Below are 21,917 nucleotides of genomic sequence, written 5' to 3' on the forward strand. Positions count from 1 at the left end.
AGGTCACTGCTCGAAGCGGTAGCCCATCCCCGGCTCGGTGAGGAAGTGCCGGGGGTGCGAGGGGTCGCTCTCCAGTTTGCGGCGGAGCTGGGCCATGTAGACCCGCAGATAGTTGGTCTCGGTGCCGTACGACGGGCCCCAGACCTCCTGGAGCAGCTGCTTCTGGCTGACCAGGCGGCCCGCGTTGCGCACCAGGACCTCCAGCAGATGCCACTCGGTGGGCGTCAGCCGGATGTCCCGGCCGTCGCGGTTGGCCTTCTTCGCGGCGAGGTCGACGGTGAACCCCTCGGTCTCCACGATCACGTCGTCCCCGGCGGGCCCGGCCGGCTCGGCCCTGCGCACGGCCGCCCGCAGCCGCGCCAGCAGCTCGTCCATCCCGAACGGCTTGGTGACGTAGTCGTCCGCCCCCGCGTCCAGCGCCTCCACCTTCTCGTCGGAGGTCTGCCGGGCGGACAGCACCAGGATCGGCACCCGTGTCCAGCCCCGCAGTCCCTTGATCACCTCGACGCCGTCCATGTCCGGCAGGCCGAGGTCGAGGACGATGACGTCGGGGTGGCGCGCGGCGGCCAGCTTGAGGGCGGTGGCCCCGTCCGGGGCCGCGTCCACCTCGTACTTGCGCGCCTTCAGGTTGATCACGAGGGCGCGGACGATCTGCGGCTCGTCATCGACCACAAGCACCCGGTTCACTGGCGTTCTCCTCGTGGGGTCGGTTCCCGCCGGTCGGTGCCCGCGGGGTGTGGGGTGGGGACGGATGCGAAGGCCGGCCTCATGTGATGGCCTGCGCCGGAAGGGCGGGCGGGGCCGCAGACGGCCCGGCCGCCGCGCGCAGCGTCAGGACCATCGTCATCCCGCCCCCTGGGGTGTCCTCGGCGGCGAGGGTGCCGCCCATCGCCTCCGCGAATCCGCGGGCGACGGCCAGGCCCAGGCCCACGCCGGCCCCGCGGGGCGCGTCACCATAGCGCTGGAACGGCTCGAAGATCCGGTCCTTGGCGCTGTCGGGCACGCCCGGTCCGCGGTCCGCGATGCGCAGCTCGACGCGGTCGCCCAGCGCACTGGCCGCGACCAGCACCGCCGCGTCCTCCGGGCTGTACTTCACGGCGTTCTCGACGAGATTGGCGACCGCCCGCTCCAGCAGCCCCGGGTCGACCGCGACGATCGGCAGTTCCTCGGGGATGTCGAGCGTGACACTGCCTTCCGGCACGCCGCCCAGCGCCATCGGCACCACCTCGTCGAGGTCCGTCTCGCGGATCAGCGGTGTGACCGTGCCGGTCTGCAGGCGTGACATGTCCAGGAGGTTGCCCACGAGGTGGTCGAGCCGGTCCGCGCCCGCCTCGATGCCCTCCAGCAGCTCGCTCTCGTCCTCCTCGGACCAGGCGACGTCGTCGGAGCGCAGGGAGGTGACGGATGCCTTGATGCTCGCCAGCGGGGTGCGCAGATCGTGGCTGACCGCGGCCAGCAGCGCGGTCCTGATCCGGTTGCCCTCGGCCAGTTCCCTGGCCCGCTCCGCCTCGCCCACCAGCCGCTGCCGGTCCAGTACGACGGCGGCCTGCGCGGCGAACGCCGCCAGCACCCGCCGGTCCTCGGCCGGCAGCACCCGGCCGGACAGGGCCAGCGCCATGTGGTCGCCGACGGGCATGTCGACGTCCGCGTCCTCGGGACGCAGCAGCGCATGGCCGTCGGGCCCCTCGCCCACCCGGCCGGCGCAGGTCCACGGGGTGACGTCGCTGCTGCGCTCCAGCAGGGCGACCGTGTCCATCCCGAAGGTCTCCCGTACGCGCTCCAGCAGGGCGTCCAGCGTCGTCTCACCGCGCAGCACACTGCCGGCGAGGAAGGAGAGGATCTCCGACTCGGCGCGCAGCCGTGCCGCCTGCTGGGTGCGTCGGGCGGCGAGATCGACCACCGAGGCGACCGACACTGCCACCGCGAAGAAGATCACGATGGCGACGAGGTTCTGGGGGTCGCTGACGGTGAGGGTGCGGGTGGGGGGCGTGAAGTAGTAGTTCAGGAGCAGGGAGCCGACCGCGGCCGAGGCCAGCGCCGGCCAGCGCCCGCCGAGCAGCGCGGCGATCACGGTCAGGAAGAGGAACAGCAGCACGTCGTTTGCCAGGCCCGGGCCGTCCTCGACGCCGGTGAGCAGCAGTGAGAGCAGTGCGGGACCCGCCACGCCGACCAGCCATCCGGCGACGGTCCGGGCCCGGCTCAGCCGCGCCCCACGGGCGACCGGCAGCCCCCGGCCCCTGGCGACCTCCTCGTGGGTCACGATGTGCACATCGAGGTCCGGCCCGGAATCCCGGGCGACGGTGGCCCCCACGCCCGGCCCGAAGATGTACTGCCAGGTCTTGCGACGGCTGGAGCCCAGCACGATCTGCGTGGCGTTCACCCCGCGTGCGAACTCCAGCAGGGCGTGGGGGATGTCGTCGCCGATGACGTGGTGGAACGTTCCGCCCAGGTCCTCGACGAGGGTGCGCTGTACGGCGAGTTCCTTGGGCGAGGCGGAGGTCAGCCCGTCGCTGCGGGCGATGTAGACGGCGAGCACCTCGCTGCCCGAGCCCTTGGCCGCCATCCGGGCCGCGCGGCGGATCAGGGTACGGCCCTCGGGCCCGCCGGTGAGCCCGACGACGATGCGCTCGCGGGCCTGCCAGGTGGAGCGTATGGAGTGCTCGGCGCGGTACTGCTGCAGATACTCGTCGACCCGGTCGGCGACCCACAGCAGCGCCAGTTCGCGCAGCGCCGTGAGATTGCCGGGCCGGAAGTAGTTGGAGAGCGCGGCGTCGACCTTGTCGGAGCGGTAGATGTTGCCGTGCGCCATCCGGCGGCGGAGTGCCTGTGGCGACATGTCGACCAGTTCGATCTGGTCCGCGCGGCGGACGATCTCGTCGGGGACGGTCTCCCGCTGGCGGACGCCGGTTATCGATTCGACGACGTCCCCCAGCGATTCGAGATGCTGGATGTTGACCGTGGACACCACGTCGATCCCGGCCGCGAGCAGCTCCTCGATGTCCTGCCAGCGCTTGACGTTGCGCGATCCGGGGACGTTGGTGTGGGCCAGCTCGTCGACCAGCGCGACGGCGGGCTCGCGCGCGAGGACGGCGTCCACGTCCATCTCGGTGAAGGTCGTGCCGCGGTGCTCCAGCTCCCGCCGCGGGATCGTCTCCAGCCCGGCCAGCATCACTTCGGTACGGGTCCTGCCGTGGTGCTCGACGAATGCCACCACGACGTCGGTGCCGCGCTCGGCACGCCGATGCGCCTCGGACAGCATCGCGTAGGTCTTGCCGACGCCCGGTGCCGCACCGAGGTAGATCCGTAGCTTGCCGCGTGCCATGGCCCCATTGTCTTACGTTGTCCTGCGTTGACTTGGGTGAGGCACCTCCCCCGGAGGGCTGCCTCGGATCCGACACTACCGACCCGGTAACGGGAGGAATGGGGCGAACAGTGGTCGGGCCCCGGTCTTGACGCGACCCTGATGCGGCCGGGCGGGCTTCGGGTATCCGCCGCACGCGCCTGGCCCCCTGGCGGGCCTCCCCAGCCGTGCTCCCGCCCGCGGAAATACCGTCGTCAGCGCGCGCACCGGCTGCGAGGATGACGCGCATGACCGAGGTACGCATCGCCCACACCGCCGATCTGGACGCCGCCACCCTCGATGCGGCCCGCGCCCTGCTCTACGACGTCTTCGACGACATGACCGCCGAGGACTGGGAACACGCACTCGGCGGCCTGCACGCGCTGATCCACGAGGGCGGGGAACTGATCGGGCACGCGTCCGTGGTCCAGCGCCGGCTGCTGCACGGCGGCAAGGCACTGCGTTGCGGGTACGTGGAGGGCGTGGGGGTCCGCGCGGACCGGCGCGGACGCGGACACGGCGCGGCCATGATGGCGGCCCTGGAGCGAGTGGTACGCGGCGCCTACGAGCTCGGCGCGCTGGGCGCCTCCGACGAGGCCGCGGACTTCTACGCGGCACGTGGCTGGCAGGTGTGGCGCGGCCCGTCCTGGGCGTTCACCCCCGATGGCATCCGCCGCACGGCGGACGAGGACGGCTGCCTCTACGTCCTGCCGGGGGCCGTACCCCTCGACCTCGACAGCGACCTCGTCTGCGACTGGCGCGACGGCGACGTCTGGTAGCGGCGCAGGCCGACAGGCACGGATCCCGGCCTCGGCCCGAGGGCGCGGCGGCAGGACGGACGGAGGTGGGACGGGCGGCGGGGTGGGACGGGCGGCGGTGGAGCCGGACGGCCCCGCGTCTCCGCGGTCCCGCCCGGCCCGACCTGTCCCGGCCCCGACCCGTCCGGCACTCCACGTGCGGCCGAAATGAGGTGCCCGGCTCGGTTCAGCTGGGGTTTTCGGCGTGCGTGAGCGTCTCCCAGGCGACGAAGAGATTGTTGGAGCCGGCGGGCCGCTGCTGCCCGGTCAGCTTCTGGGTGTTGGTCATCTCGTGGCCCAGCCGGTTGTGCAGGGCGTTGTAGCCGACCTCGGTAACCGGCCCCAGGCCGCGCTTGACGCTGCCGCCGCACAGCCAGGACGGCGGGGCGGTGCCCAGCTCGTAGGTGGAATGGAAGCCGAGCGCGTGGCGCAGCCGGTCGGCGACCTCAGGGTAGAGGTCCTGGCCCTGGAGGCGGGTGGTCTCGGCGATGTGGGAGATGGCCGACAGCCCGTATCCGGTGTGGGTGAAGTCGCGGCAGGTCTCCTGACTGAGTCCGTCGACGAAGGTGGACTGCCCCTGCCAGTACTTGATGATCTTGTCCCGGCTGTTCAGGCCGCTGCCCGGGGCGGTCTTGGGCAGCGCGCCGTCGGACTTCAGATAGATGTACGCGGGCACGCGGGTGCGGAACTTCGCGATGGCCTTGTCGTAGGACGCCTTGTCCTCGATGAAGACCGAGATGCCGACGGCGGCCTCCATCATGCTCAGTTCCCAGTTCCCGTTGCTGTGCGAGCCGTTGATGACCTCCGGCAGGTACACCTCGCGCAGCATCCCGGCGAAGCGGTCGACCCGGTCCTCGGCCCAGCCGTCGTAGGTGTACCGGATGATCTCGGCGGCCCGCGGCCAGGTCGAGCCGGCCCAGCCGGTCTGTAGCGGGGCGTTGCTGTTGGTGTGGTCCTTGAGGGTGGCCGACCAGGCGTCCATGAGCGCGATGGCCTTCTCGGCGTACTTGCTGTCGCGGGTGATGTACCAGGCCAGCGAGAGGGTGTACGCGGCGAGGGCGTCCTCGCGTTCGTCGGTGCAGCCGTGGTTGGGGTCGGAGTACGAGCCGCACTCGACGACGGCGCGCGGCTTGGGGGTGCGGGAGAGCGAGGCGTACTTGCTCGCCATCATGCTGTCGTAGGCGCTCTTCCAGGGCTGGGCGCCGGAGTTGACCTTGCTGCGGGTGAGGTCGAGCTGCGCGGTCCCGACGAGGACGCCGGGGTGGGTGAAGGCGGCCGGGGCCGCGGAGGACGGGCCGCCTATGAGGAGGCCCGCGGTGAGAGCGCCGAGCAGGGCGCCGGCAACCAGGGTGAACTTTCTGCGCATGGGGGGTGTGCCTTCCTGTCGAGAGGCTCGATGAATGAGAGCTGTTCTCGTACATGAACGACAAGCGTCAATATGAACACCTGCGATGGCTGGCGAACGTAAGGGCAAGCACGCGCGCCGTCAAGGCCCGGCGTCAATGCCGCGCGACCGCAACCACCCTTCACGGAGGGCCCGTTGAGCGGCCGAGGCATGATCCACGACGGCGTGAGCCACGCGCCACCTGCTGGGCAGCAGAAAGCGGGCGGCTCCCGGGAAGATCTCCCGGGAGCCGCCCGATCGGTGCCCTGTCCCGGCGCACCGCCCTGCTCCCCTTCACCGCGCGACTTTCCACAGCCCGGTGCTCAACTCCACGCCCATGACCAACGGTTCACTCATGAAACCGAAGCACGCCCGACGAGCGGCTCCCGCCTGCTGCAAGACGTCGTCGCCCCGGGCGCGGCCGCAAAAAGCCGAAAGGGCCGTACTCCCCTCAGGGAGTACGGCCCTTCGCCATGGCCACCGGTGAGCCGCCGCCCGGCACTGCGTGCGCCCGCGCGGCCCTCGGCGGTCGAGTCAGCGGATCTCGGTGATCTCCGGTCCCCGCTCCAGCCTCTCCACGCCACCGCTGAAGCGCGAGCCCTCGGCCGGCTCCTGCTGCACACCGTCCGGCACCATCTGGGCGTCGTCCGGAAGCTTCAGGACGATCGGGTCACGCGGCGCCATCGGGGCGTCGCCGCGGATGACGACGGTGTCCAGGAAGATGTGTTCCAGGATCCCGGCGGCCTGCGGCTGCACCGCGCCCTGCCCGGAGATCACACCGCGCAGGAACCACCGCGGACCGTCGATGCCGACGAAACGCACGACCTGGACGCCGTTCGTCCCGTCCGGCAGCTGTACCGGCACCTGCGCGCGCAGCTCCCAGCCCAGCGGGCCCTCGACCTCGTCGATGATCCCACCCTGCTGGGTGATGCCGGAGGCGATCTCCTCGCGGACCTCGCCCCAGATGCCCTCGTTCCTGGGGGCGGCGAACGCCTGCAGCTGCACGGCACTGTCCTGCAGCACCACGGTCGCGGCGACGATCGCGTCACCGGCGACCTCCACCCGCAGCTCCATGCCCTCGACGCCGGGCACGAACATGCCACCGAGGTCGACCCGGCCCTCGCCCGGTTCCTTGACCTCGGACACGTCCCAGGGACCGTCCGGCCGCGGCGCGGGCGGGAGGTTGAGCCGCTCACCCGTCGCCTCGTGCTCGTCGGCGTCGCTCACCGCTTCCTCCTCGGCGAGCGTCGTGTCCTCCGCCGACTCTTCAGGAGCCTCGTTCTTCTTGCGACGTCCGAACACGTCACTGTCCTTCCCGGTCGGCACCGACCGATGCGTATCCATTCCCGCCCGTGGAGCCGCCCACCGCCGCATGGCCGCCGGTGGAACCGAATCCCCCCTCGGCCCGCGCCGAGCCGGGAAGCTCCGCCACCTCGTGGAAGCGCACCTTCTCGACCTGCTGGACGACCAGTTGGGCGATCCGGTCGAGCCTCTCGAACCGCACGCTCTCGCGCGGATCCAGATTGACCACGATCACCTTGATCTCCCCACGGTACCCGGCATCCACCGTCCCAGGGGCATTCACCAGCGCCAGTCCGCAGCGGGCGGCGAGGCCCGACCGGGGGTGCACAAAGGCTGCGTAGCCGTCGGGGAGCGCGATCGACACTCCCGTGGGGAGCACGGCGCGCTCCCCCGGAGCCAGTTCGGCGGCCTGCGTGGTCACCAGATCCACGCCGGCGTCGCCCGGGTGCCCGTAGGACGGGACGGGTACGTCGGCGTCCAGCCGCCGCAGCAGCACGTCCACCGGATTGCGTACCTGGGTCACGGGTTCACCTCGAAAGCACGCGCTCGCTTGAGCTGGTCCGGGTCGGCCATCGCTGCCTGGATCTCCTCGGGCCGTCCGTTGTCGATGAAGTGGTCGACCTTCACCTCGATGAAGACGGCCTCCGCACGCACCGCGACCGGCCCGTCGGGGCCGCCTATCCGCCCCACGGCCGTGGAGTAGATCTTCCGGCCGTGCACCGCCGTGACCTGCGCGTCCAGCCACAGCAACGTGCCCACCGGCACCGGCCGCACGAAGTCGGTCTCCAGCCGGCCGGTCACCGCGATCACCCGCAGCAGCCAGTTCAACGAGCCGAGCGTCTCGTCCAGCGCGGTGGCCAGCACACCACCGTGCGCCAGGCCCGGTGCACCCTGGTGGGCCTCCTTGACGGTGAACTCTGCGCTCACGCGCACACCGTCACCGGCCCGCGCCTCCAGGTGCAGGCCGTGGGGCTGGCCGTCGCCGCAGCCGAAGCAGCGGTCGTAGTGCGCGCCGAGGAGTTCTCCGGGCGCCGGCGCCTCGGGATGCCGGACCGGAGCGACCGCGTCCTTCGGTGGCGTCAGCCGCGGCGGATCCGTCCTCGTTCTGTCAGTTCCACTCACGAGTGCAGACCCTACCCGCGCGCGTAGGGGGCCCGCGCCGCCGTGCCAAGCTGGAGCCATGCAGTCGTACGAAGAACGCCTCACCGCGCCCCGCTCCTGGTGGGTGATCGCGGCCCTCATCGGTGTCGCCTGTGCCCTGATGCTGCTCCCCCTGGGGACGCTGCCGATGCTCGGCGGGCTGATCTCCGGAGCCGCCGCGGCCGCGGTGGCGGTGAGCGCGTACGGCTCGGTGCGGATCCGGGTGGTGGGCGACGCGCTGATCGCGGGCGACGCGAAGATCCCGGCGTCGGCGCTGGGCGAGGCACGGGCGCTGGACGCCGACGAGGCGCTGGCCTGGCGTACGCACAAGGCGGACGCCCGCGCGTTCATGCTGCTGCGGGGCTATGTGCGGACCGCGGTGCGGGTGGAGATCGCGGATCCCCAGGACCCGACGCCGTACGCGTACCTCTCGACGCGGGAGCCGGAGCGCCTGGTGGCGGCGCTGACGGCCGCACGCGCCTGATCCGACGGCGTTACGGGGCGCGGGGGACGGGGCTCAGCTGCCCGGGGCGGGAAGGTCCGTCCCTGCCCGTCTGCCGGTCGGCAGGATGCGGGGCTCGGAGTCGGGGAGCGCGTCCCAGGGAATCTGGCGGGGGCGCAGGTCCTTGCGGATCTTTTCCGCGAGTTTGCCGGTGTCCCGGCGGTTCATGAACGCACCGACCGCGGCGCCGATCATGAACGGGGTGAGGCTGGGGAGGTTGCGCAGGGTGCGCTTCATGATCTGCTGGCGCAGTTCCCGCTTCATCTGCCCGCCGAGCGCGATGTTCAGCGACGCGGGGCTGGTGATCTCGATGCCGCGTTCCTCGGTCCAGGACGTCAGATAGGCCATCCCGCGCTGCGTACGGCTGCCGGCCGGCCTCAGGCCGTAGACCTCGTGGAGTTCGGCGATCAGTTTGATCTCGACCGAGGCGACCCCGACGACCTCGGCGGCCAGTTCGGCCGGCATGGCGGGCGGTGTGGGCAGCATCGCTGCCGCGCCGATGCTCGCGCCGACGGTGCCCGTGCCCCGTCGGGCGCCCGCGACAAGCTTGTCGGCGAGCTCCTCGGGGGTCAGACCGGGAAACTGCGCGCGCAGGGTGGCGAGATCGCGGACCGGGATCCGCGGCGTGACATCGATGATCCGGTCGGCGATGGCGGCGAGACCGGCGCGCGCGCCGCTTCCGCCCTTCTTGGCGCCACGGCCGAAAGCAGCCGCGAGCGAGGCCGTGCGGCCTCGCTCCTGCAGTGGTTCGATCGTCCGCTCCGCGGGGAGGGCGGTCGGGTCGGCGGGCACGGGCGCGGTTTCCTCGCGTGATCGTGCGCCGGCCGCCGAGCCTTTCTCGCCCTTGTGGCCCTTACGGAACGGGTTCACGCCTGCCACGGCGTCGACCGTTCCTCAGGCCGCGCAGTCGCGGCAGATCGGCTGGCCGTTCTTGTCCTCGGCAGCGAGCTGGCTGCGGTGGTGCACCAGGAAGCAGCTCATGCACGTGAACTCGTCCTGCTGCTTGGGCAGCACGCGTACGGCCAGTTCTTCGTTGGAAAGGTCGGCGCCGGGGAGTTCCAGGCCCTCGGCCTGCTCGAACTCATCGACGTCGACGGCCGAGGTGGACTTGTCGTTCCGCCGGGCCTTCAGCTCTTCGATGCTGTCCTCGTTGAGGTCATCATCTGTCTTGCGTGGGGTGTCGTAATCCGTAGCCATTAGTCGCTCTCCCCCTCTGGGTGTCTGCGGTGTCTCAGCGCTCGTAACGCGTGAGAGGCCGGACTTGTGCCCGACCTGAGGCGGAGATTTTGCCTCACATCAAGGTCTGTTACTCAATCGACACCCAACCGCACCTCTGAAGAGGCGATCGGTTTGGATGGCGATCAGGACCGTACACGGTCCGAATGTCGCACCTCGCGCAGCCCATCACGTGTACTTCCCGTGATCAGGGCCCCGGGAAACCCGGATTTTCCCGGCTTTCCACCGGGAGTTTCGATCACGGAGCGTAGATGGCCGGAAAGGCGCATCTGTGAGGGATCACACACGGTCGGACCGGCGGGCGGACCAGCCGAATTCCGCGCAAAGCGAACTCGGCGAAGGATCCACGCCCACCCGCCGTCACGTCAAACCGGGAGGCGAAGCGATGTACGGGCGTTCGGCGGGCGACTCTACGCACAGATGTCCGAGGTCACCCGCGCGCCCCCGCCGCGCCTCCACGGGCCGCACAGCCCCTCTGCGACCCCCGCCGGCCCGTCCCCCGAAGCCCCCGGAACAGGTGCTTCGGGGAAGCCGTACTCACAGCGGCAGGACGACCCGCATCACGAGCCCGCCGCCCTCGCGCGGCTCGGCCATGATGCTGCCGTCGTGCGCCCGCACCACCGAGCGCACGATGGACAGCCCGAGCCCCACGCCCTTGTCGCTGCCGGTGCGCTCGGTGCGCAGGCGCCGGAACGGCTCGAAGAGGTTCTCCACCTCGTAGGCCGGGACCACCGGGCCGGTATTGGCGACGACCAGGACCGCGCAGCCGGGCTGCGGATCCGTGGTGACCTCCACCCAGCCCGCCTCGGGGACGTTGTAGCGCACTGCGTTCTCCACGAGATTCAGCGCGATCCGCTCCAGCAGCACGCCGTTGCCCTGGACGAACACCTGCCGGCGCGCTCCCCGGAATTCCACACCCCGGCTCTGCGCCTCCTCGCGGGTCTGGTCGACGGCCTGCGAGGCGACCTCGGCCAGGTCGACGGGCTTCTTGTCGACGATCTTGTTCTCGCTGCGGGCGAGCAGCAGCAGGCCCTCCACCAGCTGCTCACTGCGCTCGTTGGTCGCCAGCAGCGTCTTGCCGAGCTGCGACAGCTCGGGCGAGGCGTCCGGGTCGGCGAGCTGGACCTCCAGCAGGGTGCGGTTGATCGCCAGGGGGGTGCGCAGCTCGTGCGAGGCGTTGGCGACGAAGCGCCGCTGCGACTCGAAGGCCCGGTCGAGGCGGTCGAGCATCTCGTCGAAGGTGTCGGCCAGCTCCTTGAGCTCGTCGTCGGGCCCGCCCAGCTCGATCCGGCGGTGCAGATCGGAGCCGGCCACCCGCTGGGCCGTGCGCGTGATGCGGCCCAGCGGCGACAGCACGCGCCCCGCCATGGCGTAGCCGAAGGCGAAGGCGACCACGGTCAGGCCGAGCAGGGCCAGCAGGGAGCGGTTGAGGAGGCTGTTGAGCGCCACCGCCCGCTGGTGCTCCAGGCAGTTGTTGACCGCCTCCTGAAGCATCTGCCCGGAGGTCTCGGTGGGCAGATCGCAGATGTCACTGGTGGACTGGAACTTGCCCCCGAGGATCTTCAGCGGCAGCGCACTGCCGTCGTGCAACGCGTCCGCGGCGAGCATGTAGATGATCGTCAGCAGCACGATGCCGGCCATCAGGAACATGCCGCCGTACAGCAGGGTGAGCCGTATCCGGATGGTCGGGCGCAGCCAGGGGAACGGCCGGACGTGGATCGGCCTGGGGTCCCAGGTGGGCTTGGGCGGGGTGCCCGGCGGCGGGGTGGACGGCTTGGAGAACGAGGGCAGGGAAGGCATCGCCGGTCAGATCCGGTATCCCGATCCGGGGACCGTCACGATCACCGCGGGTTCGCCGAGCTTGCGGCGCAGTGTCATGACCGTGACCCGGACGACGTTGGTGAAGGGGTCGGTGTTCTCGTCCCACGCCTTTTCCAGGAGCTGCTCGGCCGAGACGACCGTGCCCTCGCTGCGCATCAGCACCTCCAGCACCGCGAACTCCTTGGGCGCGAGCTGGACCTCCTTGCCGTCCCGGAAGACCTCGCGGCGGTTGGGGTCGAGCTTGATGCCGGCCCGCTCCAGGACGGGCGGCAGCGCGACGGTCGTACGGCGCCCCAGCGCGCGCACCCGGGCGGTCAGCTCGGTGAAGGCGAAGGGCTTGGGGAGGTAGTCGTCCGCGCCGATCTCCAGGCCCTCGACGCGGTCGCTGACGTCACCGGAGGCGGTGAGCATCAGCACGCGGGTCGGCATGCCCAGCTCGACGATCTTGCGGCAGACGTCGTCGCCGTGGATGAGCGGGAGGTCGCGGTCGAGGACCACGACGTCGTAGTCGTTCACCTCGATCCGCTCCAGGGCGGCAGCGCCGTCGTAGACCACGTCGACGGCCATTGCCTCCCGGCGCAGTCCGGTGGCCACAGCATCGGCGAGCAGCTGCTCGTCCTCGACGACGAGAACACGCACGTCGCTAGTCCTTCCTCAGAGCCCGTTCGGGCTGGGTGTAACCAAGGGGGTAACCAAAGGTCATGTCACAGAGCCCTTCCATCCTGCCCCGAAGAGCCATAAACCGGCGGTAAGGGGGGTGCGAGGGGGTGGAGGACGGGTTTGGTCGCCCGATTGCCAGGATTCTTCTACGCGTTGAGGTTTCCCTGAGGTTGCGCAGGGGGAGGACGACTGCACACCCGCGATCACGCCCTGTACGGCGCTTTTCCGCGACCGATCCACCACAGGGACCACGCCGTGATCGACCCACCCGTCGGCACTCCCCTGTGCCACCGACCCACGACGAGGGGGCGCACCATGGACGCGTTCACCGCAGGCATTCTGCAGCGCATACGGAACACCGAAGCTGATCTGGACAGGGCCCGCGCGACGGGCGACGACTTCCTCGCCGAGGTCGAGCAGGCAGAGCTCGAGGACCTGCAGCGCCTGGCGACCGAGCACGGAGTACACGTCGGCGCGGCGACGCCCGCCTGACCTTCCGGCCGCACAGCGCCCCGGCACCCGATGGACGGTGCCGGGGCGCTGTCGTGTCCGGTCAGTCGTGCCAGGCGCCGAGGTCGTCCAGGAGGGGCTGGAGCTGCTCGAAGAGCGCCGGGGCGGCGGCCACGGTCAGCTCGTGCGAGGCGGGCTGCCCCGGGCGTCCGCCGGTGAGCGCGCCCGCCTCGCGGGCGATCAGGACGCCGGCGGCGAGGTCCCAGGGGTTCAGGCCGCGCTCGTAGTAGGCGTCGACCCGCCCGCAGGCCACGTCGCACAGGTCGATGGCGGCCGAGCCGCCCCGCCGGATGTCGCGGACCTGCGGGATCAGGGTGCGCAGCACCTCCGCCTGGCCGGCCCGGCGCTCGGCGACGTAGCCGAAGCCGGTCGCGACGAGCGCCTGGGACAGCGGCGGGGCGGGCCGGTGGTGCACGCGCTCCCCGTTGTTGAACGCGCCGCCGCCCACGACGGCCTGGTAGGTCTCGCCGCGCATCGGGGCGGCGACGACACCGACGACCGTCTCGCCGTCCCGCTCCGCGGCGATGGACACCGACCAGGACGGCAGGCCGTAGAGGTAGTTGACGGTGCCGTCGACCGGGTCGATGACCCAGCGCACACCGCTGCTGCCGGGGACGCTGGCGCCCTCCTCCCCCAGGAAACCGTCGTCGGGCCGGTGTTCCGCGAGGAAGCCGGTGATCAGCTTCTCGGAGGCGAGGTCCATCTCGGTGACGACATCGATGGGGCTGGTCTTGGTGGAGGCCACGCCGAGGTCCGCGGGGCGGCCGTCGCGCAGCAGGGTGCCGGCGCGGCGGGCGGCTTCCAGGGCCAGTTCCAGAAGTTCGTCGTTCAACGGGTCGGAGTGCAGCGGGTCGGGCACGATGCTCCTTGCTCGGGCGAGCGGTGGTCGGGTGGGCGGGGGGGGCGCCCTACACGGGGGCTTCGGCGACCGGGCCCTGCCAGTCCGCACCGGCCGCGGCCGGACGGGGCGCCCGCGCGGGGCAGCAGCCGACCGGGCACAGGTCGTGGGAGGCGGCCAGGGCGCCCAGGGCGCAGCGCTCCGGGGCGGCGCCCCGTTCGGCGGCCGCGCGCTCCAGGAGGAGGTCGCGGACTGCGGCGGCGAACCGCGGGTCGGCGCCGACGGTGGCCGATCGGGCGACCGGCAGACCCAGCTCGGCGGCCTTGGCGGTGGCCTCGGTGTCGAGGTCGTACTTGACCTCCATGTGGTCCGAGACGAAGCCGATGGGGGCCATGACGACGGCGGGGGCGCCCTCGCCGTGCACCTCCTCCAGGTGGTCGCAGATGTCCGGCTCCAGCCACGGGATGTGCGGTGCGCCGCTGCGGGACTGGTAGACGAGCCGCCAGGGGTGGTCCACCCCCGTCTCCTCCCGCACCGCGTCCACGATCGTGCGTGCCACGTCCAGGTGCTGGGCGACGTAGGCGCCACCGTGGCCGTCCCGGGTGTGGTCCTCGGACGTCCCGGAGGTGTCGGCCGCGGCGAGCGGGATGGAGTGCGTGGTGAAGGCGAGGTGCGCGCCGGCCCGCACCTCCTGCGGCAGTTCGGCCAGCGAGGCCAGCACGCCGTCGATCATCGGGCGGACGAATCCGGGGTGGTTGAAGTAGTGCCGGAGCTTGTCGACCCGGGGCACCGGCAGGCCCTCGGCCCGGAGCTCGGCGAGCGCGTCCGCGAGGTTCTCGCGGTACTGCCTGCACCCGGAGTACGACGCGTAGGCGCTGGTCGCCAGCACGGCGATACGGCGGTGGCCGTCGGCCGCCATCGTGCTCAGGGTGTCGGTCAGGTAGGGCGCCCAGTTGCGATTGCCCCAGTAGACCGGCAGGTCCAGGCCGTGCTCGGCGAAGTCCTTGCGCAGCGCGTCCAGCAGCTCACGGTTCTGGGCGTTGATGGGGCTGACGCCGCCGAACAGGAAGTAGTGCTGACCCACCTCCTTGAGGCGCTCTCGGGGGATGCCGCGGCCTCGGGTGACGTTCTCCAGGAACGGGACGACGTCGTCGGGGCCCTCCGGGCCTCCGAAGGACAGCAGCAGCAGGGCGTCGTAAGGACGTGAATCGCACTGTTCGGGCATGTCATCGATCCTGCCACCCCGGATGCGGTGGTGACGTGCAGGCCCCCGCGCGGCAGTCGGGGAGATCGGTGGCCGGCTGCCTCCCCCACGGCCGCCGTCCAGTGGGCGGAAATCCGGCAGCGGGCGGGGCTTCGCGCCCGTAAGCTGTATCGGCCACAGACATTGCTTACCGAGATTCGGTCCTCACCCGGCGGAGCCCCCGTTGCCCAGTCCCTACCGCGCCATTTTCGGCCGCCCCGGCACCCTGTCCTTCTCCGCCGCCGGACTGCTGGGCCGGATGCCGCTGTCGATGATGGGCATCGGCATCGTCACGATGGTCTCCCAACTGACCGGCCGCTACGGCCTGGCGGGCGCGCTGTCCGCCGCCGTCGCGCTGTCCGCGGCCGTCCTCGGCCCGCAGATCTCCCGGTTGGTCGACCGGCACGGCCAGCGCCGGGTGCTGCGCCCGGCCACCTTGGTGTCCATCGCCGCGGTCGCCGGTCTGCTGCTGAGCGCGCAGCAGCGCTGGCCCGACTGGACGCTGTTCGTGTTCGCGGCCTGCGCGGGGTGTGTGCCGAGCGTCGGGGCGATGATCCGGGCGCGCTGGGCGGAGCTCTACCGCGGCTCGCCCCGGGAGCTGCACACCGCGTACTCCTGGGAGTCGATCGTCGACGAGACGTGCTTCATCTTCGGCCCGATCCTCTCCATCGGGCTGTCGACCGCGTGGTTCCCGGAGGCCGGACCGCTGCTGGCCGCGGTCTTCCTGGGCGTCGGCGTCTTCTGGCTGACCGCCCAGCGCGCGACGGAGCCGGTGCCGCATCCGCGTGAGCAGCACTCCACGGGTTCGGCACTGCGCTCGCGGGGGCTGCAGGTGCTGGTGGTGACGTTCGTGGCGACCGGCGCGATCTTCGGGGCGATCGACGTCGTGACCGTCGCGTTCGCGGAGGAGAAGGGCCACAAGGCGGCCGCCAGCCTGGTGCTGGCCGTCTACGCGCTCGGCTCGTGCGTGGCGGGCGCGGTCTTCGGGCTGCTCCACCTCAAGGGGCACCCCTCACGCCGGTGGGTGGTGGGCGTCTGCGCGATGGCCGTCAGCATGGTGCCGCTGCAACTCGTGAGCTCGCTCCCGCTGATGGCGCTCGCCCTGTTCGTGGCGGGGCTGTCCATCGCCCCGACGATGGTCACCACCATGGCCCTGGTCGAGGAGCATGTGCCGCGGTCGAAGCTGACCGAGGGGATGACCTGGACGGGCACCGGCCTCGCCGTGGGTGTCGCGCTCGGTTCGTCGGCGGCCGGCTGGGTCGTGGACGCCGCCGGGGCAGGGCGCGGCTATCTCGTGCCGGGCGCGGCGGGGGCCCTTGCCGCGCTGGTCGCGTTCGCGGGTTGGCGCAGGCTTCGTCCTCAGCCCCTCGCACCGGCGGTGCCGTCGGCACCCGCTCCCCTTCTCGGAACGGGGCTGGCCACGGAGCAGCAGGACGGCGAGCGCGTCGGCTAGTCCAGCCGAATGACTCCTTGGGCGGTGTGCATCTCCGGCCGGTCGGGAGCCATGTAGGGCCTGCTGCGGGCGGGTGGCCGTTCGCCCGAGGCGACATGTCCGGAAGCCGGACGACAGCGGCCGATCCGCACCTCTGTGATTCGCGTCACCCCGCCTGGATGTCGCGTCGGTGACTGACATCATGCGCTCACACCAACGGCGGCCGAACAGGCCTGCCCGCGCGGAGGGGAGGGGACGTCACCATGGCAGCCAGCAACGCCGACGACGGCTCGGGAGGGCGCGGCTCGGGAGGGCCGTGGCGCAACTGGGCGGGCAACGTCACCGCCCGCCCCGCCCGCACCGTGGCCCCGGCGTCCGCCGAGGAACTGGCGGCGGCCGTGCGCGGCGCGGCCGCGGACGGACTGGCGGTCAAGGCGGCCGGCACCGGCCACTCCTTCACCGCCGCGGCCGCCACCGACGGGCTGCTGATCCGCCCCGAGCGGCTGACCGGCGTACGGAAGATCGACCGCGAGGCCGGGACGGTGACGGTGGCCGCCGGCACCCCCCTCAAGGTGCTGAACGAGACCCTGGCCGCGCACGGTCTGTCGCTGACCAACATGGGCGACATCATGGAGCAGACGGTCTCGGGAGCCACCAGCACCGGCACCCACGGCACCGGCCGCGACTCCGCCTCGCTCGCCGCCCAGATCACCGGACTCGAACTGGTCACCGCCGACGGCTCGGTGCTCACCTGCTCGGCGAAGGAGAACCCGGACGTCTTCGCGGCGGCCCGGCTGGGCCTGGGCGCGCTGGGCGTGATCACCGAGCTGACCTTCGCGGTGGAGCCGGAGTTCCTGCTGACCGCCCGCGAGGAGCCGATGTCCTACGGCGAGGTGGCCGGCCGCTTCGACGAGCTGGTGACCGAGAACGAGCACTTCGAGTTCTACTGGTTCCCGCACACCGACAGGTGCAACACCAAGCGCAACAACCGCAGCCAGGGCCCGTCGGCGCCGCCCGGCAGGGTCGGCGGCTGGATCGAGGACGATCTGCTGTCCAACGGCGTCTTCCAGGTCGCCTGCAGCGTGGGCCGTGCCGTACCGGCCGCGATACCGGGCATCGCCAAGATCTCCAGCCGCGCCCTGTCGGCCCGCACCTACACCGACATCCCCTACCGGGTGTTCACCTCGCCGAGGCGGGTGCGTTTCGTGGAGATGGAGTACGCGGTGCCGCGCGACGCCGCCGTCGCCGCGCTGGGCGAGCTGCGGGCGCTCGTCGAGCGCTCGGATTTCAAGGTCAGCTTCCCGGTGGAGGTGCGCACCGCGCCGGCCGACGACATCCCCCTGTCCACGGCCTCGGGCCGCGACACCGCGTACATCGCCGTGCACCTGTACCGCGGCACACCGCACGAGGCGTACTTCGCCGCCACCGAGCGGATCATGACCGCGCACGACGGGCGGCCGCACTGGGGCAAGCTGCACACCCGGGACGCCGGCCACCTCGCCGCCGTCTATCCGCGGTTCGGTGAGTTCACCGCGCTGCGCGACCGGCTGGACCCCGACCGGCGCTTCGCCAACGGCTATCTGCGGCGCGTACTGGGCGACTGACCGACGACGGCCGCGCTCCGGCCGCCCCTGGGCGGGGCACCGGAGCGCGGCCGTCGGCCGGTTCCCTCCCTGTCAGGAGGCGTCCGGAGCAGGGGCCTGCTGCGCGTCGGAGTCATTGCCGTTCTGCTGGGTTCCCCCGTCCTGGCCGCCGGTCGAGCCGTCTCCGCTGTCGCCACCGGTTCCGGTGGAGTCGCCCGGGGACGGGCCGGTGCTCGGCGAGGAATCGGGGTCGGGCGAGGTCTTGCCGCCGTCCGTCGGGGTCGGCGACGGGGACTTCGTCCCGCGGTCGGGGTCGGTGCCGCTCTTACCGGACTTACCGGGGTCCGGCGACGGCTCGTCACTGCTGTCGCGCGTCCCGTCGCCGGTGGAGTGGCCGGGATCGGGCGACTGCGGGGTTTCGGGCTGCTGCCGGCCGGAGCCACCGGTGTGGGTGATGTTGGTGAGCGTGGTGCCCTTGTCACCGCTCGGCGTCTGACCTGTGATCAGCTCGGTCGCCGTCACCGCGCCCATGGCCAGGACGAAGACGGCGAGGGCGCCGAGCGCGGGCCGCTTCCAGCCGCGCAGCCGGGTGCCGTACGTCGCGGCGCCGACCTCTTCGGCCGGGTGCGCCCCCGGCATCGCCACCGTGGCGTCCGCCGGAGGTGTCGGCGGCCCGGCCGGCCTGACGGCCCGCGCATCGAGGCGCGGCACCATCTGCGTCCGGTCGGTGGGACGCCCCTGAGCACCCGCGTACGCCGGCCGCAGCACTCGGGTCTCGTCGGAGCCGTCGGCCTCGACGGGTTCGGCCGGCCCGTCGGCATGGGCGAACCCGTCGGCAGCGGCGGATGACACCAAGCCCTCGGCGCCGGCGCGCCCCGGCAGCCGGCGCGTGCCGTCGGCGTCCGGGAGGGGGTGCGCGCCTGCCGGGTCCCGGCGGTGCACCGCTTCGGCCCGCGGGATCAGCTGCGTACGGTCCGTGCCGGGACCGGTCTTCCTGGCCGCGACGGATGTGAGGTCGTCCTCCGCGCCCTGCTTGTCGAAGGTGGGCAGCACCATCGTGGGGTCGGCGCGATGCGTCTCCCCGGTGGTGGATCGAGTGGTGGTGGAGAAGCGGCGCGGCTTCGGCCGTGTGGTGACCGTGGCTTCCTTGAGCTGCTCGCCGGTGCGCCGGAACAGATGCTGGAATATCGAGCCGCCGGTGGTGGCCACGACACTGACCACACCCGCGCCGATGATGGTTCCGTAAACGCCCAGCCGGCCCGCGAGGTACGCGGCGGCGGCCGCTGCGAGAGCACTGCCCGCGACCTGAGCCAGGCTCAGGTCGATCCGCTTCTCCTTCGTCTTCGTGTCGGTTTTGGTTTCTTCGTCCATCTCCAGCCTTTGATCGCCCCTTCGATCCATCTTGCATGGAGAAGGGACCATTTGGCGGAGCCAATAGTTCCGATTCCGGGGAATCTGTGAATCTTGCCACCCACAAGAGCGGTAGAGAGATCGACAAGGCGACCAACTCCGTTACCCCACCAGAAGTTCAGCGGCGCGGCGGTCCACCTCGGTGGCCCGAATGGAGTACTGTGGCGAGCCCTGGCCCCGGTTCCCGTCCGGCTGCCCGGACCCGCGGGAGGGGCCCTGGAGGCGGCACCCGACCTGGGGCGCCGCCGCTCGGAACGGGTGATCGGCGACAGGGCGTACGGCATGGTCACCGAGCGTTGTGAACCGGTAACCGTGTCATAGCGGCGTTTTCGGGCCAAGCCCGGACACGCCGGGCAACTCGGCAATGTTGTGGCAGGCTGCACCCGGGCAGGTCACACTCGACTAGCGGAAGCAGCGACGCACGTGACGTCGGCAGGCACCACCCGGGAGGTCCCCATGCCCGAACTGCGTGTCGTGGCCGTCTCCAACGACGGCACACGGCTGGTGCTCAAAGCTGCGGACAGCACCGAGTACACGCTTCCGATCGACGAGCGGCTGCGCGCCGCCGTCCGCAACGACCGTGCGCGGCTCGGCCAGATCGAGATCGAGGTCGAGAGCCACCTCCGCCCGCGGGACATCCAGGCGCGGATACGTGCCGGGTCCTCCGCGGAAGAGGTCGCCCAGTTCGCCGGCATCCCGGTGGACCGCGTGCGCCGCTTCGAGGGCCCAGTGCTGGCGGAACGCGCGTTCATGGCGGAGCGCGCCCGCAAGACCCCGGTGCGCCGGCCCGGCGAGAACGCCGGCCCGCAGCTCGGCGAGGCGGTCGCGGAGCGGCTGCTGCTGCGCGGCGCCGACAAGGAGAGCGTCCAGTGGGACTCCTGGCGCCGCGATGACGGCACCTGGGAGGTGCTGCTGGTCTACCGCGTCGCGACCGAGCCGCACTCCGCGTGCTGGACGTACGACCCGCCCCGGCGGCTCGTACAGGCCGTGGACGACGAGGCACGGGCGCTGATCGGCGAGACCGACGACACCCCCGAGCCGAGCTTCCCGTTCGTGCCCCGGATCGCACGGCTGCCGCGCGACCGGCCGCTGGACCGTGCCCTGGACCGCCAGTCGTCGTCCGAGCGCGGGGAGCGTTCCGCGCCCGCCGGTGGCGAGGAGACCGAGGCACCGCACGCCGAGGAAGCCATCGGCGAGCGGGACCGCGAGCGCGACTCGCTGACCAGCCTGCTGGAGGCGGTACCGAGCTTCCGCGGCGACATGATCGTTCCGGAGACGCCCAAGGCGCCGCAGTCCGACGAGGCGGCGGCGGAGGCCGATGTCGAGGAGCCGCCCGCGGCCAGCGCGGGCGCCGGCTCGGCGTATGCCGATGTGCTGATGCCCAGGGCCGTCGGCGGCCATCGCGACCGGCTGACGGGGACGACGGACCGCCAGGCCGAGGCCGACGGCGTACGCCCCGGGCGCCGGGCCGCGGTGCCGAGCTGGGACGAGATCGTCTTCGGCACCCGGCGCAAGAAGCCGGAGTAGCGCAACCGCAGTGGCGCAGGCGGGCCGAACGGCTCGCGGCAATCGCGTGGCAACGCCCGCTGCCTCCCCCTGTTCGGGGGCGGGCAGCGGGCGTTGCGCGTTGCACTCTTCGTGGACTGCTCAGCCAGGCTGGGGGCCCGTGGCGATCGGGCGGGCCGGATCCGCGGACCACTCGCTCCACGAGCCGACGTACAGCGCCGCGGGGACGCCGGCAACTGCGAGCGCGAGCACCTGGTGGGCACCGGAGACGCCGGAGCCGCAGTAGACACCGACCTCCGCGTCGGGGGTGGCACCCAGCGACGCGAACCGCTCGGCCAGTTCCGGCGCGGCACGGAAGGTGGTGCCGTCCGGGGAGACGTTCTCCGTCGTCGGCGCCGACACGGCGCCCGGGATGTGCCCGCCGATCCGGTCGATGGGCTCGACGTCCCCGCGGTACCGCTCGGCCGCCCGCGCATCGAGCAGCACACCGCGGCGAGCCAGCTCGGCGGCGTCCTTCGCCGTCAGCAGCGGCAGCGCGCCCGGCGTGGGCTGGAAGTCGCCGGGTTCCGGGGCGGGGATCGTGTCGGTCACTTCCCCGCCGGCCGCCTGCCAGGCGGCAAGACCGCCGTCCAGGACCCGCACATCGGAGTGGCCGGCCCAGCGCAGCAGCCACCAGGCGCGGGCGGCCCCCCAGCCCAAGCCGCCGTCGTAGGCGACCACGGGGCGGTCGGCGCGCACGCCGGCCGCGCGCATGGCGGCGCCGAAGACGGTGAGGTCGGGGAGCGGGTGACGACCGGCCGAGCCGGCCGTCCCGGCCAGGTCGGCGTCGAGGTCGACGAAGACCGCGCCGGGCAGGTGCGCGGCCTCGTAGTCGGGGCGGCTGGAGGGCCCGCCGAGTTGCCAACGGACGTCCAGGAGTACCGGAGTGGCGGACCCCGCCAACTCGCTCGCGAGTTCGGTAGCGGTGATGATGGCATTCATGGGACTCATCCTTGCGTAGGGACGGCTACGCACAGAAGGCGGGTGCCCACCCTCCGTATGACGGAGTTATGCCGGAGCGCAACGCCGCCGAAACGGAAGCGAAACAGCAAAACGGGCATTCTCCATCGCGAACGTCTCGCGGTCGGCGCGGCCGAGGCATACACCAGGACACGGGGTGCGAGCATCTGCTCCAGACCCCCGCGGTACCCGCACATGGCCACATCCGATGGTC

General features: G+C 71.9%; 20 protein-coding genes. 6 read left to right on the top strand and 14 right to left on the bottom strand.

Features of this window, described 5'->3' with window-relative positions:
• Positions 1 to 3: 3 nt before the first annotated feature.
• Positions 4 to 687: a response regulator gene (locus QOM21_RS09825; protein WP_393893396.1), complete on the bottom strand. Its 684-nt coding sequence runs from the start codon at positions 685 to 687 to the stop codon at positions 4 to 6.
• 79 nt (positions 688 to 766) lie between these two features.
• Positions 767 to 3,322 carry a DUF4118 domain-containing protein gene (locus QOM21_RS09830; protein WP_407549395.1) on the bottom strand — a complete coding sequence of 852 codons (2,556 nt, stop codon included), beginning with the start codon at positions 3,320 to 3,322 and terminating at the stop codon, positions 767 to 769.
• Between the two features lie 257 nt (positions 3,323 to 3,579).
• Between QOM21_RS09830 and QOM21_RS09835 the strand changes: the two genes are divergently transcribed.
• Positions 3,580 to 4,119 carry a GNAT family N-acetyltransferase gene (locus QOM21_RS09835; protein ID WP_407549397.1) on the top strand — a complete coding sequence of 180 codons (540 nt, stop codon included), beginning with the start codon at positions 3,580 to 3,582 and terminating at the stop codon, positions 4,117 to 4,119.
• 205 nt (positions 4,120 to 4,324) lie between these two features.
• Here QOM21_RS09835 and QOM21_RS09840 read toward each other — a convergent pair whose 3' ends face one another.
• From QOM21_RS09840 to QOM21_RS09855, 4 genes are all read right to left on the bottom strand, one after another.
• A complete protein-coding gene (locus QOM21_RS09840) occupies positions 4,325 to 5,503 on the bottom strand; it encodes an alginate lyase family protein (protein WP_407549398.1) in 1,179 nt (392 codons plus the stop codon).
• Between the two features lie 552 nt (positions 5,504 to 6,055).
• On the bottom strand, positions 6,056 to 6,823 hold the full coding sequence (locus QOM21_RS09845) for a DUF3710 domain-containing protein (protein ID WP_407549400.1): 768 nt from the start codon (positions 6,821 to 6,823) through the stop codon (positions 6,056 to 6,058).
• A 1-nt stretch (position 6,824) separates the two neighbouring features.
• Positions 6,825 to 7,346: a dUTP diphosphatase gene (gene dut / locus QOM21_RS09850; RefSeq protein ID WP_393893391.1), complete on the bottom strand. Its 522-nt coding sequence runs from the start codon at positions 7,344 to 7,346 to the stop codon at positions 6,825 to 6,827.
• Positions 7,343 to 7,945, bottom strand: coding sequence for a PaaI family thioesterase (locus QOM21_RS09855; protein ID WP_407549402.1), 603 nt, complete (start codon positions 7,943 to 7,945; stop codon positions 7,343 to 7,345). The genes dut and QOM21_RS09855 overlap by 4 nt, the downstream gene beginning before the upstream one ends.
• Before the next feature lie 58 nt (positions 7,946 to 8,003).
• Between QOM21_RS09855 and QOM21_RS09860 the strand changes: the two genes are divergently transcribed.
• Positions 8,004 to 8,447 carry a DUF3093 domain-containing protein gene (locus QOM21_RS09860; protein ID WP_407549403.1) on the top strand — a complete coding sequence of 148 codons (444 nt, stop codon included), beginning with the start codon at positions 8,004 to 8,006 and terminating at the stop codon, positions 8,445 to 8,447.
• 33 nt (positions 8,448 to 8,480) lie between these two features.
• On the opposite strand, the gene QOM21_RS09865 is transcribed toward QOM21_RS09860, so the two are convergent.
• The 4 genes from QOM21_RS09865 to QOM21_RS09880 form a co-directional block, all read right to left on the bottom strand.
• Entirely contained in the window at positions 8,481 to 9,344 is an 864-nt protein-coding gene (locus QOM21_RS09865; RefSeq protein ID WP_407549405.1) for a hypothetical protein, read from the bottom strand.
• Positions 9,345 to 9,359: 15 nt separating this feature from the next.
• Complete coding sequence (locus QOM21_RS09870) at positions 9,360 to 9,662, bottom strand: DUF4193 domain-containing protein (RefSeq protein WP_393893387.1); 303 nt, start codon at positions 9,660 to 9,662, stop codon at positions 9,360 to 9,362.
• Positions 9,663 to 10,238: 576 nt separating this feature from the next.
• Positions 10,239 to 11,501 carry a sensor histidine kinase gene (locus QOM21_RS09875; RefSeq protein ID WP_407549407.1) on the bottom strand — a complete coding sequence of 421 codons (1,263 nt, stop codon included), beginning with the start codon at positions 11,499 to 11,501 and terminating at the stop codon, positions 10,239 to 10,241.
• Between the two features lie 6 nt (positions 11,502 to 11,507).
• Positions 11,508 to 12,161, bottom strand: coding sequence for a response regulator transcription factor (locus tag QOM21_RS09880; RefSeq protein WP_393893385.1), 654 nt, complete (start codon positions 12,159 to 12,161; stop codon positions 11,508 to 11,510).
• A 336-nt stretch (positions 12,162 to 12,497) separates the two neighbouring features.
• Between QOM21_RS09880 and QOM21_RS09885 the strand changes: the two genes are divergently transcribed.
• Positions 12,498 to 12,674 (top strand): hypothetical protein, encoded by a 177-nt coding sequence (locus tag QOM21_RS09885; RefSeq protein ID WP_393893384.1) that lies wholly within the window; start codon positions 12,498 to 12,500, stop codon positions 12,672 to 12,674.
• A 61-nt stretch (positions 12,675 to 12,735) separates the two neighbouring features.
• Here the strand turns inward: QOM21_RS09885 and QOM21_RS09890 are convergent, their stop codons facing one another.
• Together QOM21_RS09890 and QOM21_RS09895 are read right to left on the bottom strand one after the other, a co-directional pair.
• Complete coding sequence (locus QOM21_RS09890) at positions 12,736 to 13,551, bottom strand: inositol monophosphatase family protein (RefSeq protein WP_407549409.1); 816 nt, start codon at positions 13,549 to 13,551, stop codon at positions 12,736 to 12,738.
• A 49-nt stretch (positions 13,552 to 13,600) separates the two neighbouring features.
• On the bottom strand, positions 13,601 to 14,755 hold the full coding sequence (locus QOM21_RS09895; protein ID WP_407549411.1) for a ferrochelatase: 1,155 nt from the start codon (positions 14,753 to 14,755) through the stop codon (positions 13,601 to 13,603).
• A gap of 202 nt (positions 14,756 to 14,957) precedes the next feature.
• Here QOM21_RS09895 and QOM21_RS09900 point away from each other — a divergent pair, with 202 nt between their 5' ends.
• Together QOM21_RS09900 and QOM21_RS09905 are read left to right on the top strand one after the other, a co-directional pair.
• A complete protein-coding gene (locus tag QOM21_RS09900; RefSeq protein WP_407549413.1) occupies positions 14,958 to 16,226 on the top strand; it encodes an MFS transporter in 1,269 nt (422 codons plus the stop codon).
• Between the two features lie 242 nt (positions 16,227 to 16,468).
• The gene (locus QOM21_RS09905) at positions 16,469 to 17,809 is read left to right on the top strand and encodes a D-arabinono-1,4-lactone oxidase (protein ID WP_407549415.1); all 1,341 of its coding nucleotides are present in this window, start codon (positions 16,469 to 16,471) and stop codon (positions 17,807 to 17,809) included.
• A 72-nt stretch (positions 17,810 to 17,881) separates the two neighbouring features.
• On the opposite strand, the gene QOM21_RS09910 is transcribed toward QOM21_RS09905, so the two are convergent.
• A complete protein-coding gene (locus QOM21_RS09910) occupies positions 17,882 to 19,159 on the bottom strand; it encodes a hypothetical protein (RefSeq protein WP_407549416.1) in 1,278 nt (425 codons plus the stop codon).
• 495 nt (positions 19,160 to 19,654) lie between these two features.
• On the opposite strand from QOM21_RS09910, the gene sepH reads away from it, so the two are divergent.
• On the top strand, positions 19,655 to 20,725 hold the full coding sequence (gene sepH, locus QOM21_RS09915; RefSeq protein WP_407549418.1) for a septation protein SepH: 1,071 nt from the start codon (positions 19,655 to 19,657) through the stop codon (positions 20,723 to 20,725).
• Between the two features lie 120 nt (positions 20,726 to 20,845).
• Here sepH and QOM21_RS09920 read toward each other — a convergent pair whose 3' ends face one another.
• On the bottom strand, positions 20,846 to 21,685 hold the full coding sequence (locus QOM21_RS09920; protein ID WP_407549420.1) for a sulfurtransferase: 840 nt from the start codon (positions 21,683 to 21,685) through the stop codon (positions 20,846 to 20,848).
• Positions 21,686 to 21,917: the final 232 nt, after the last annotated feature.

The sequence above is a fragment of the Streptomyces sp. Pv4-95 genome (genome assembly GCF_045782725.1).
Taxonomy (GTDB): Bacteria; Actinomycetota; Actinomycetes; order Streptomycetales; family Streptomycetaceae; genus Streptomyces.